This is a genomic window from Parageobacillus caldoxylosilyticus NBRC 107762, from assembly GCF_000632715.1.
Classification (GTDB): Bacteria; Bacillota; Bacilli; order Bacillales; family Anoxybacillaceae; genus Saccharococcus; species Saccharococcus caldoxylosilyticus.
Genome location: NZ_BAWO01000010.1, coordinates 1 through 12324, shown reverse-complemented (window position 1 = coordinate 12324; position 12324 = coordinate 1). Strand labels below are relative to the sequence as shown.

Annotated in this window: 11 protein-coding genes; 9 read left to right on the top strand and 2 right to left on the bottom strand. The window is 43.0% G+C overall.

Going from position 1 to position 12324, the window contains the following annotated elements:
• The first annotated feature begins 7 nt into the window (after positions 1 to 7).
• Complete coding sequence (locus GCA01S_RS04060; RefSeq protein WP_052510015.1) at positions 8 to 526, top strand: GNAT family N-acetyltransferase; 519 nt, start codon at positions 8 to 10, stop codon at positions 524 to 526.
• Between the two features lie 115 nt (positions 527 to 641).
• On the opposite strand, the gene GCA01S_RS21260 is transcribed toward GCA01S_RS04060, so the two are convergent.
• Positions 642 to 851 (bottom strand): hypothetical protein, encoded by a 210-nt coding sequence (locus GCA01S_RS21260; RefSeq protein WP_155835550.1) that lies wholly within the window; start codon positions 849 to 851, stop codon positions 642 to 644.
• A gap of 185 nt (positions 852 to 1036) precedes the next feature.
• Between GCA01S_RS21260 and GCA01S_RS04055 the strand changes: the two genes are divergently transcribed.
• The 6 genes from GCA01S_RS04055 (at position 1037) to tatC (ending at position 7372) form a co-directional block, all read left to right on the top strand.
• Positions 1037 to 1759, top strand: coding sequence for an ABC transporter ATP-binding protein (locus GCA01S_RS04055; protein WP_017436204.1), 723 nt, complete (start codon positions 1037 to 1039; stop codon positions 1757 to 1759).
• A complete protein-coding gene (locus GCA01S_RS04050) occupies positions 1756 to 2865 on the top strand; it encodes an ABC transporter permease (protein ID WP_042407442.1) in 1110 nt (369 codons plus the stop codon). Before GCA01S_RS04055 ends, GCA01S_RS04050 begins: the two co-directional genes overlap by 4 nt.
• 24 nt (positions 2866 to 2889) lie before the next feature.
• Entirely contained in the window at positions 2890 to 3546 is a 657-nt protein-coding gene (locus GCA01S_RS04045; protein WP_042407529.1) for a TetR/AcrR family transcriptional regulator, read from the top strand.
• 578 nt (positions 3547 to 4124) lie between these two features.
• Positions 4125 to 5873 (top strand): alkaline phosphatase D family protein, encoded by a 1749-nt coding sequence (locus GCA01S_RS04040; RefSeq protein ID WP_017436201.1) that lies wholly within the window; start codon positions 4125 to 4127, stop codon positions 5871 to 5873.
• A 100-nt stretch (positions 5874 to 5973) separates the two neighbouring features.
• Entirely contained in the window at positions 5974 to 6180 is a 207-nt protein-coding gene (locus GCA01S_RS04035) for a twin-arginine translocase TatA/TatE family subunit (protein WP_017436200.1), read from the top strand.
• Positions 6181 to 6619: 439 nt separating this feature from the next.
• Positions 6620 to 7372 carry a twin-arginine translocase subunit TatC gene (gene tatC / locus GCA01S_RS04030; RefSeq protein ID WP_017436198.1) on the top strand — a complete coding sequence of 251 codons (753 nt, stop codon included), beginning with the start codon at positions 6620 to 6622 and terminating at the stop codon, positions 7370 to 7372.
• A gap of 78 nt (positions 7373 to 7450) precedes the next feature.
• On the opposite strand, the gene GCA01S_RS04025 is transcribed toward tatC, so the two are convergent.
• Positions 7451 to 9631 carry an ATP-dependent Clp protease ATP-binding subunit gene (locus tag GCA01S_RS04025; RefSeq protein ID WP_042407438.1) on the bottom strand — a complete coding sequence of 727 codons (2181 nt, stop codon included), beginning with the start codon at positions 9629 to 9631 and terminating at the stop codon, positions 7451 to 7453.
• Between the two features lie 290 nt (positions 9632 to 9921).
• Here GCA01S_RS04025 and GCA01S_RS04020 point away from each other — a divergent pair, with 290 nt between their 5' ends.
• Both GCA01S_RS04020 and GCA01S_RS04015 read left to right on the top strand, forming a co-directional pair.
• On the top strand, positions 9922 to 11304 hold the full coding sequence (locus GCA01S_RS04020) for an RNA-guided endonuclease TnpB family protein (RefSeq protein ID WP_042407437.1): 1383 nt from the start codon (positions 9922 to 9924) through the stop codon (positions 11302 to 11304).
• A 146-nt stretch (positions 11305 to 11450) separates the two neighbouring features.
• Complete coding sequence (locus GCA01S_RS04015; protein ID WP_042407434.1) at positions 11451 to 12173, top strand: FixH family protein; 723 nt, start codon at positions 11451 to 11453, stop codon at positions 12171 to 12173.
• The last annotated feature ends 151 nt before the right edge of the window (positions 12174 to 12324 follow it).

The window sequence follows — 12324 nt, the reverse complement described above, 5'->3', positions numbered from 1 at the left end:
TGAAATGATGAATATTCGGAAAGCAACGATGGAGGATGAAAAAGCCATTGCGACCGTTCATGTGGAAAGCTGGAAGACAACGTATCAAGGCATTGTGCCTGCAGAGTATTTGGCACAATTAAGCGTAAGCGAAAAAGAACAGCTCTGGCAACGCGGATTAAATCAACCAAAACATTCGATTTTTGTCGTTGAAGAAGATGGAAAGGTATGCGGGTTTATTTCCGGGGGGAAAAACCGCGCCACACATGGAAAAGAAGCGAAGTATGAAGGGGAAATATACGCCATCTATTTATTAAAAGAAGCACAAGGAAAAGGATACGGAACAAAGCTCGTCAAAGCGCTGGTTGATGATTTTCAACGTGATGGAATTCGTTCGATGGTCGTCTGGGTGCTTGCCGATAATCCGTCACGCCTGTTTTACGAGCGGCTAGGGGGCGAGAAAATTGCCGAGGGGATCATTGACATCGGCGGGAAAAAGCTGACGGAATGGTGCTATGGCTTTCAACTATGTATAGATGAAATATAGGAAAAAGAAATTCCGGCTGTCCGCAGTGCAAAGGGGGACGGCTAAAAAAATTGTAAAATGAGTGATTACTCACTTGAAACGGAAGGTTATTTCCATATATAATTGATGTGAGTAATCACTCATATTTATAGATGGCGATTTTTGTTCTTCTCGTTTTCTTTGGAGCACCATTATTCACAATGGTGCCGGAGCTTATGCCGCCATTTTGCCGCGATTGAATTGACTCTTGGCTGCCGCGGCGTTTCATGGTTGCTGGGCTTCGAGAACTCTTTTTCTTTGATTTTGATAAAGGGAAAGGGATCAGTTGAAATTCTCCTGTCGCCACATGAACCGTCTCATGGTTCTATGATTGATTTCCGTGTTAAAAACAATGCGAAACAAGAAATAGGCAGCCTGCAAGAATAGAAGGTTCAGGGAAGCTAATGGAAACACCCTCTGGGAAATTTATGCAACTTAGTCCTTGGGGGTTAGATTTTTTATAAAAATCAACATTGATAGAGGGGGGTTCCCATGGGTTCCATCATTGTCGCTAAGCGAGTAAGTAAATCGTTCGGGAAGAAAGAAGTATTGAGCAACATCAATCTAACGGTGAAGGAAGGAGAAATATACGGTTTAATAGGTCCTTCTGGTTCGGGAAAAACAACGTTAGTGAAAATCTTAGTAGGAATGGACAGCGATTTTCAAGGAGAAGTGGAAGTGTTGGGCGCTGCGATGCCAAATATGAATGTTTTGTCAAAAATTGGATATATGGCACAATCGGATGCTTTATATCCAGAATTAACGGGAGAAGAAAATTTACAATTTTTCGCCTCACTCTATAAGTTAAAAAAAGAAGAACGGAAACAGCGCATCGCTTATGCGGCAGACTTAGTGAAGCTTACTCCTCATCTTTCGAAAAAAGTGATGGCTTATTCAGGAGGAATGAAGCGCCGTTTATCCCTTGCGATCGCTCTCATTCACAATCCGCAAATACTCGTATTAGACGAGCCGACAGTAGGGATCGACCCAGAATTACGATTATCGATTTGGCACGAATTATCCCGATTAAAAAACGAGGGAAAAACGATTGTCGTAACAACCCATGTGATGGATGAAGCGGAAAAATGCGACCGTCTGGCTATGGTGAGGGATGGAAAAATAATTACAGGCGGATCGCCATCTGAACTGAAAAATCAATATGCTGTTAACCATTTAGAAGAAGTATTTGTCAAGGCGGGAGGGAAAAATATATGAGAACGATCGCTGTTGTCAGACGAATTTTTCAGCAAATGCTGCGCGACAAGCGGACACTTGCATTGATGTTCGTTGCTCCGTTATTGATCTTAACGTTGTTTCATTTTTTATTTACTAGCAACACAGCCGAGAATCCGAAACTAGGCGTTGCCAATGCCGACGACGCCTTAGTGAAGCAATTAAAAGACAAAGATATTACAGTTATAACATATGAACGAGTGGGAAATGCCAAAAAAACGATTGTGGATGATCAACTGGATGGATTTATGCAAATCAAAGGTGAAGGCATCCAATTAACGTTTGAAAACTCGGATCCATCCAAAACAAAAGCATTACAAATTAAAATACAGCAAGTGATCGCAGCACAATCAGCAAAAAAGCAAGCATCCATCATGAAAGAGTGGATTCAACATTTGCAAAAGACGTTGAATGCTCCGAAAATAAAAATGGAACAAGTATCATCACCAAAAATGCACATCGCTTATGTATACGGTAATAAAGACACTTCCTTTTTTGATGTATTGAGCCCTGTGTTAGTCGGATTTTTTGTCTTTTTCTTCGTCTTTCTTATTTCTGGAATTGCTTTATTGCGCGAACGCACCACAGGCACGCTCGAACGGTTAATGGCAACGCCTATACGCCGAAGCGACATTGTTTTTGGATATTTGTTAGGGTATGGATTGTTTGCCGTGATTCAAACAGTGATTGTTGTCTTTTTTGCCGTGAAAGTATTAGATATTATGCTGGTAGGGTCTTTATGGCACGTGATTATCATTAATTTGCTGCTGGCGCTTGTTGCGTTATCTTTAGGAATTTTGTTATCCGCATTTGCAAATTCAGAGTTCCAAATGATGCAGTTTATTCCGATTGTCATCATCCCGCAAGTGTTTTTTGCAGGCATCCTTCCAGTCGAAGGAATGGCCAATTGGCTGCAGATGATTGCCAAAGCGATGCCAATGTATTATGGTGGAGATGCCCTTAAAAGCGTAATGTATAAAGGAGTGGGGCTTGGCGACATACGCATGGATTTGTTCGTCTTGTTCGGATTTGCCCTTCTTTTCATTACCTTAAACGTGTTTGCCTTGAAAAAATACCGGAAAATTTAGCAGTGAGTAAGGAGTTGTCACATGATGAATGAGGAACAGTGGCTGAAAGAACTGTTACAACTAAATGGGGAAGATGTGAAGCTTAGTGAAAAACAAATCAAAATTTTAGAAGCGGCGATTGAAATGTTTGCGGAAAAAGGATATGCCGCCACTTCGACAAGCGAAATCGCCAAGAAGGCTGGCGTGGCCGAAGGGACGATTTTCCGCCATTATAAAACGAAAAAAGATTTGCTGCTAGCGATTGTCACTCCGACGCTATTGAAGTCCGTCGCCCCATTTTTAGCGAAAGAGTTTGTCAAAGAAGTGTTCGAAAGCCAATATGAAAGCTATGAAGATTTCATTCGCGCTCTTTTGAAAAACCGTTATGAATTTGTGAAAAAATACCTGCCGGCAATTCGCGTTTTCTGGCAGGAGATCGCGTTTCATGTGGAAATTAAGGAGCAACTTCAGCGCATTTTCACAGCACACGTATATCAAAAATTTAAGCAAATCGTGGAGTATTTTCAAAAAAACGGGGAACTTGCCGCGATTCCCGCTGATTCGGTCATCCGTATGACGATTATAGCGATTGCCGGATTTTTGGTGGCACGGTTTATCGTGCTGCCGGATTATGAATGGGATGATGAAGCGGAAATGGAGCGGACGGTTCAATGTTTAATGCACGGATTAGCAAAAAAATAAAAAAGCACCGCCTATCCATTGACGGATTAGGCGGTTTTTTTGTGACGCACACGCCTAGTATATGTGTCGATGTAATCCGTCCGTGGTCCGAAATTTAGGCGCTTACGGAAGCAACCATTTTATCATGGAAAAAGTCCAACCTTCAATATAAACGGGACCAGTCTATCCAAAATCGAGTGAAGTTCATCGATCAGTTATTTGGAAGAAGGCCTAAGGCCGGCTTTTATCGCAAATCTATATGCCTTTTTCAAACGAATACCATTTTTTCTCTAAAAACAGCTGCGTTTATACGATAGAAAAAATTCCCCTCAAGTTTTTGTTTGTAAAATTTGCATGAAGAAAATGTAACAAAACGAAGGAAAAAAGAACTATGATCATACGGGTAATTTATCGAGTGTTTAAAAAATAATCAGGAATATTCCGAAAATTCTCTCTTAACTATTTCTTTAGACCTATTAACAAATGCCTATACTCTACGTTTATGCTATTTTTCCTCTTTACATAACTTTACAGTCGATTAAAAATTTCCATTTATAATCATGCTCAGTGAAAGATTTTATTCAGGGAGGGAAAAAATCATGAGAAATGAGAGACTTTTAGACGAATTAATCAAGAATTTTAATGAGGAAATCTTGAAAAAGAATATAGACCGCCGTAGCCTTCTTCATGGAGCCGGCAAGATTGCGGGGCTCTCGCTCGGTCTAGCCATCGCCCAATCCCTAGGAGGATTTAAAGTGGATGCCGCCCCAAAATTCAGCGATTATCCATTTAAACTCGGCGTTGCTTCCGGAGATCCTTTAGCAAACAGTGTTGTATTATGGACAAGATTGGCTCCGGATCCGCTAAATGGCGGCGGAATGCCTCCCCATATCGTTCCTGTCCATTGGGAGCTTGCAACAGATGAACATTTCCGCAATGTGATTCGGCGCGGTACCGAAATGGCTTCACCTGACCTCGCGCATTCGGTCCATGTGGAAGTGAATGGCCTGAAACCGAACACCGTTTATTTTTATCGGTTTAAATGCGGAAATGAATTAAGCCCTGTTGGAAAAACAAAAACCATTCCGACAGCAGGCTCAAAGGTATCTGGAATGGCGTTCGCTTTCGCCTCCTGTCAGCAGTTTGAGCACGGCTACTACACGGCGTATAAGCACATGGCGAAAGAGGATCTTGATCTAGTTTTCCACCTTGGCGATTACATATATGAATACGGACCGAACGAATATGTTTCATTCACTGGTAATGTCCGCACCCATAGCGGTCCGGAAACTGTCACACTTGAGGATTACCGAAACCGTTATGCCCAATACCGCTCTGACGCAGATCTGAGAGCAGCTCATGCTGCCTTCCCGTGGGTTGTCACATGGGATGACCATGAAGTGGAAAACAATTATGCGGGCACTATTCCAGAAAACGGCCAATCGGTCGAAGCGTTTATCAAGCGCCGTGCCGCCGCGTACCAGGCTTACTACGAGCATATGCCGCTCCGCAGATCGTCGCTTCCGCACGAAGGCGGCATGCAATTATACCGGGCTTTCGCTTATGGAGATTTAGCCTCTTTCTTTGTTCTTGATACGCGCCAGTACCGCGATGACCAGGCGAACGGTGATGGAATCAAGCCGCATTCCCCGGCATCTTTGGATCCTAAGCGCACTCTTCTCGGTGCAGAACAGGAGAAATGGCTTCTTGACAGTCTTGGAAGCTCCAAAACGCAATGGAACGTGCTTGTACAGCAGATTTTCTTTTCCCAGCGGAACTTTGGGACAAGCCAAGCGCCAAAATACAGCATGGATGCCTGGGACGGATATCCGGCAGCGCGCCAACGCATTATGGATTTTGTTGCAGCCAAGAATATTAACAACTTGATTGTTCTAACCGGGGATGTCCATGCAAACTGGGCCTCTAACTTGACGACTGATTATAACGATCCTGATGCCCCGATTTTTGGCGCTGAGTTTGTCGGCACTTCGATTACTTCCGGGGGAAATGGTTCTGATTGGCGTGCAGACACGGAGAAAATTTTAGCGCAAAACCCGCACATCAAATTTTTTAACAATTACCGCGGCTATGTCCGCTGTCAAGTTACTCCGGAACAGTGGCGTGCGGATTACCGTGTCGTTCCGTATGTGACTCAGCCGGGAGCGGATATTTGGACGAGAGCATCATTGGTTTATGAAAAAGATCAGAAAGGACTGAAAGAAGTATCATCCACTATGGTGCCGATGGGTGTCCAAATGTCAAGGGAAGTGGAAGAAGACCGCCACCGCGCCCACAGACGCGCCCGTGAAAAACAAATGGAGAAAAAGAGAGGAAAGATTACGAATTAATTCCATCCGCGCCTGCTGAACGATATCAATGCCGCATTTGGCATCCGGGCATCTTTACCGGTCTGGATGCCAAATTTTCCACAAAGGAGATGAACCTACAATGTTAAACAATATCGGTATACCAGGTTTAATTTTAATACTCGTCATTGCTCTGGTCATCTTTGGGCCTTCCAAGCTGCCGGAAATCGGCCGCGCATTTGGCCGCACGCTGTCTGAATTCAAAAGTGCCGCGAAGGAACTGGTGTCCGATGATCATAACGAGGAAACGAAAAAGCCTGCATTATCGGCTGTGAAAAAAGACAGCTGAATTGGCGGTTTAGTAAAAAAGAGAGCAGACGGGGCAGCCTGTCTGCTTCTTCTTATCGGCTTTATGGACCCGCTGATCAACGAGTTTTTTCAGAGGGGAATTCATAAAGTTTTTTGCTTCAAGTGGGTCGGAAACCTCTTTTTATGCTTTTTAACAGTTGTTCTGGCATAGCATAAGGATTTTCTGGATTCTTTTTTTTGGCAAAAAGATTCAACTTTCCATTCATGGACAAAAAATCTTCACTGATGGGCGACATGGCTCGGAAAGAAAAAGTCCCGCCTTGGTTAGCAGATGACCGTTTGGAATGATGTGATATCGAAAAATTTTTTCGTGAAAAAGTTGATTTGTTAAATATAGCTTCTGTCCAATTTCCCAAAAGTTTAGGAGTTTAGTAACTACAAACTAACAGCATTTGTTTCCAAAAAAGGAGGCAGCCAGCATGAAAAACAAAGATTTGCGTCTGATAGATCATTTGGAAGAGCTTCGGAAACGGGTGATTATTACGTTATTGGCGTTTATTGTGTCCTTCGTTGGAAGTTTCGTTTTTGTACAGGATATTTATAAATGGCTTGTCAAGGACTTCGACGGGAAACTTGCGATTCTCGGCCCGAGTGACATCCTTTGGGTATACATGATGATCGCAGCCGTGTTTGCGATCGCAGCAACGATACCTGTCGCCGCTTTCCAGACGTGGCGGTTTGTCTCTCCTGCGCTGAATCCCGAAGAACGGAAAGTTTCTTTGCGGTTTATCCCATGGTTGTTTCTATTATTTATGGCGGGGATTTCATTTGGTTTCTTTGTGCTTTTCCCGGCCGTGCTCAGTTTTTTAACAAACCTGTCAGCAGGGCAATTCGAAACAATATTCACGGCGGAAAAATATTTTCGGTTCATGATCCATCTGACACTTCCATTTGGCTTTCTCTTTGAAATGCCGCTTGCGGTCATGTTTCTAACGAGACTCGGAATCCTAAATCCGAAGAGGCTGGCAAAGGCGAGGAAACTCTCCTATTTTTTTCTGGTTGTCATCTCCGTCCTTATCACGCCTCCGGATTTGCTTTCGGATATTCTTGTGATCATTCCTTTGCTGGTGCTTTATGAAGTGAGCGTAACACTGTCCGGCATGGTTTATAAGAAAAAGCTGGTAAGCGAAGGGACGCTGCATAACGCCGACCGGTTTGCGGAGAGCGGCTGAGCCGCAGGAACTGGACTGAACATCTGAAAAATTTCTTTCGCTTTGCGCCGAAAAAAAACCGCCTTTCCCATTAAGGGATTAGGCGGTTTGTTTGTGCAAAGGTTTTGCGACGATCGCATCGTTTTCGACATCGATGCGAATCGCTTTGACTTGGTCGTTTTCATCAAGCAACACATCGGCGATCTTGTCTTCGACGTGCTCTTGGATGACGCGGCGGAGCGGACGAGCGCCGAACGCTGGATGGTAGCCGAGTTCCGCCAATTTTTCTTTCGCTGCCTGCGAAACGTCAAGGTCGATATGTTGTTCGCGCATTGCTGCTTTTACGTCGTTGAGCATGAGGTCAACAATTTGCAGCATATGTTCTTTTTTCAGCGATTTGAATTCGATAATCGCATCGAAACGGTTTAAAAACTCTGGCTTGAAGTAGGCGTTTAACGAATCAAGAATGCTTGTGTGCGTTGTCCCTTGTTTTTCAAATCCGACCGTAATTTTTTTGTCTGTAACACCAGCGTTGCTTGTTGCGATAATCACTGTATCTTTAAAGCTTACGGTACGGCCTTGGCTGTCAGTGAGACGGCCATCTTCTAAAATTTGCAGGAAAATGTGTTGGACATCCGGGTGCGCTTTTTCAATCTCGTCAAGCAAGATAATGCTGTATGGATTGCGGCGCACTTTTTCTGTAAGCTGACCCGCTTCCTCGTGACCGACATAGCCAGGAGGCGAACCGATTAATTTCGATACCGAATGTTTTTCCATGTATTCGCTCATGTCGAGACGAATCATTGCGTCTTTCGAGCCAAACAATTCTTCCGCCAACGTTTTCGCCAGCTCCGTTTTCCCGACGCCAGTCGGACCGACGAATAAGAACGAACCGATCGGGCGGTGTTTTGCTTTTAAGCCTGCGCGGCTGCGGCGGATTGCTTTTGCGACTTTTTTGACTGCTTCTTCTTGGCCAATCACTTTTTTCGCCAGGTTTTCTTCTAAATGTTTCATTTTCTCTTTTTCATCAGCTTGCAGTTTGCCGACAGGAATGCCTGTTTTCTCTTCGATGATGCGTTGAATGTCAGCAACATCGACGACTGGGCGTTCTTGGTTCACTCCGTTTTGCAATTGTTTTTCCAATTTCAACTCTTCGTCACGCAATTTTGCCGCCAGTTCGTAATTTTCTTCTTGCGCTGCTTTTGCTTTTTCTTTGGCGATTTGCGCAAGGCGTTCTTGAATTTGTTTTTCATCTGTCGGACCGATGCGCAAGTTCGCTTTTGAGCCGGCTTCGTCTAACAAGTCGATCGCTTTGTCCGGCAAGAAGCGGTCTTGAATGTAACGATGCGATAATTTAACGCACGCTTCAATCGCTTCGTCCGTATATTGGACGTGATGGAATTGTTCATATTTCGGTTGAATACCTTTTAAAATCGTAATCGCTTCTTCGACCGTTGGTTCATGAACGATGACAGGTTGGAAACGGCGTTCAAGCGCGGCGTCTTTTTCAATTTGACGATATTCTTTTAATGTTGTAGCACCGACAACTTGCAATTCCCCACGCGCAAGCGCTGGTTTTAAAATGTTGCCGGCGTCCATCGAGCCTTCTGCCGCACCAGCGCCGACGAGCAAGTGAATTTCGTCGATAAACAAAATGATGTTTTTCCGGCGCTGCAATTCAGAAATGAGCCGTTTCATTCTTTGTTCAAATTGACCGCGAATGCCTGTATTGGCGACAAGCGAGGCGACATCAAGCAAATATACTTCTTTATTTAATAGTTTTTCTGGAACTTGCCCTTCCGCAATTTTTAAGGCAAGCCCTTCGACAATCGCTGTTTTCCCGACACCAGGTTCCCCGATTAATACCGGGTTGTTTTTATTGCGGCGGTTTAAAATTTCGATGACGCGTTCTATTTCTTTATCACGGCCGATGACCGGGTCGATGAGACCGGCTTTGGCAAGCTGTGTTAAGTTGCGGCCGAATTGATCTAAGAAACCGCCGCCTCTTTTACCGTTCCGATCCCATTTGGATGGTTTGGATGGTTGTGCCATATTTGTTGATGGCGTGTCCATTTCCGAAATTGGCGAAAATCCATCCATAAAGAAATCATCAAATGGGAATGGCGAAAAGCCTCCAAACCCAAAGTTTATTGGGATGGAAAGCTCTTGTTTTTGTCTTTCATAACATTCGTGGCAAAGATGCAATTGTTTTTTCTCATGATTAAATTGCAAGTTGACAAATACCGTCGCTTTGTTTTGATGGCATACTTGACAAAGCATGAGGCATAACCTCCTTTTTGTCAATTGACTTTGACTAACTTTGACTTTCTGATTTTATTATACTTTGACCTTTTTTGACTTTCAAGTGTTTTTTATAAAAAATTGTTGTAACCGTGAAATGTTTTTGAACAAAAAAACGCAACGCATTCCCCTTCTAGAATGCGAAATATTTAGGAAGGGTTAGTCGCGAAAAAAATGAAATTTTTCCTCTATATCTGTTGTCTCGAATGAGTGATTCATATAAAATAAAGAAGAATGCTAACATATGTTCGGAAGGGAGGGTTCGTCCGATGGAAAAAGCTTCGAAAGCAGAAAAAGTAAAAACCATTCAAAATAAAATCATCTCTCACGGAAAAAAGACATTCGAGGATACGCTTATTATTTTTCGAGATGCGTTAACTTTTATTGTTGATGTCGTAGATCGAGAGTTCGATGCTTTGGAGCATCTTTCTACAAAAGAAGCAGTTCCTGCCGTGGAGAGATTGATCCATCGGACTAAAACGAACCCTCATCCGAAGTATGATTTTAGTTCCAAGTTTTATAAATTCCCGTCTTACTTTAGACGTTCAGCTATTTCTAAAGCTTTAGGAATCGTAAAAAGCCATCGTTCTAACCTCAAAAATTGGGAAAAAGAGCGTGGCCAAGCACTAGACGAAGGCAAGAAGTTTAAGAAAAAACCTCCGGTTTTAAGAATTGATCACGAAGCGTTCCCTGTTTTTTATAAAGGGAATATGTTTAAGCGTTTGTCCGAAAACCAGGCACAGATCAAAGTTTACAAAAATGGGGATTGGGTTTGGGAGACGATTACGTTTCAAACGAAAAACTTGAAAAACCGGGGAATTACAGATTGGAGAGAAAGTAATCCCATTATTGTAAAGAAGGGGAAAAAATATTTCATTCACTTTTCTTACTCGAAAAAAATAAAACTTAAGAATACAAAGTTAGAGAATCAAGTGATTGTTGCTGTTGACCTGGGATTAACGAATTCCGCCGTTTGTTCGGTGATGCTTTCGGATGGAACTGTCATCGGCCGGAAGTTTATCAACCAGCCGATAGAAAAAGACCGGATGAAAAGCAAAATCAACAAACTGAAAAAGGCGCAGCGACAATCTGGATGGATTTCTGCATCTAACTATTGGCGTAGAATTAATGGTTTACAAAAACATATTATTTTTAACACAGCAAGTGAAATCATTAAATTCGCTGAAAAACACCATGCAGATGTGATCGTATTCGAATACTTAGGGAAAATGAAAATGCCAAAAGACTATGATGGTGCAAAAAAATTACGGCATAAATTGCACCATTGGTGCAAAATCGGGATTCAAAATAAAGTAGAGCAAATGGCTCATTACCGTGGGATGCGTATTCGCCGTGTGAATGCGAAAAACACTTCTGCACTTACATTTGACGGATCAGGAGAAGTGAAACGCAACAATAAAAGAGACTTGGCCACTTTTCCGAATGGCAAAGTCTATCACGCGGATTTAAATGCTTCTTACAATATAGGAGCACGATATTTTATACGAGAATTCCTTAAATCCTTTTCTGAAAAGAAAAGGTTGCAATGGGAGGCAAAAGTTCCTTCCCTTGCAGCTAGAACTCGGCAAACGTTGTCTTCATTGATTAGCTTGCATCAGGCGATGAACACTGAAGGTGTGACATTAGCGTGAGCATAGCTGTATTTAAGACAACGGATGCCCCGACTAGAATCTTCGATTTAGTCGGGGAGGTTCACGGAATGGTGAATAATGTGATGGACAAGGTAAAGCTATGGTATAGTTAAGTCTAGAAAAATAGGGAAAAGGGGAAATAGAAAATGAAAAAGCTTTCGCTGTTTTTGGCATTGATATTAATGTTGTTTTTATTTGCCGCCTGCAGCCAAGAAAAGCAAGAGGACAAACCGGCAATACTTGAAGTTCAACTTCAAACACCGGATCATATTGAATTAAATAAGGAAACGACACTTTCTTGTATTGTGACATACGGCGGGAAGAAAGTCGATGACGCAGATGAAGTGAAGTTTGAAGTGTGGAAACATGGCAGTGAACAGCATGAGATGTTAACCGCCAAAAATGATGGAAATGGCAAATATTCTGTGAAAAAAACGTTTACCGAGCCTGGGACGTATTCCGTCGTTAGCCACGTGACAGCGCGCAATATGCATAATATGCCGAAAAAAGATATCATTGTTGGCACAGCTAGCGATCAGCCGCAAAATCATGCAGAGGAACATCACGGCGATGAACACCATCATGCCGACGTCATGATGATGCTTCATGAAAAACAATTTTCCGTCAATAAAGAGGCGCACTTAACAGTGCATATTACTCATGACGGCCAGCCGCTAACGAAAGCGACGGTTTGCTTCGAAATTTGGAAGGGGGACGGAAAGCACGAGTTTATCGAGGCAAGCGAAAAACAAGCGGGCCAATACGAAGCAGTAACGTCGCTTCGAGAAAAAGGGACATATTCTGTAAAAATTCATGTGGAAACGGAACAACTTCATGAACATCAAGTAGAGCAAATTATGGTGCATTGAACTATCCCCACTTACCGGCTTTAGCCGGTAAGTGGGGATTCTTGTTTCCTTTGGCTGTTGTTGCTCAAAGGTCCCAAGAACCCCCTCCGTTCAACGAGAGGAGTAGCCATACGAGATGTCCGAAGTGTCCTTTCCGGACGACCAGCTATAT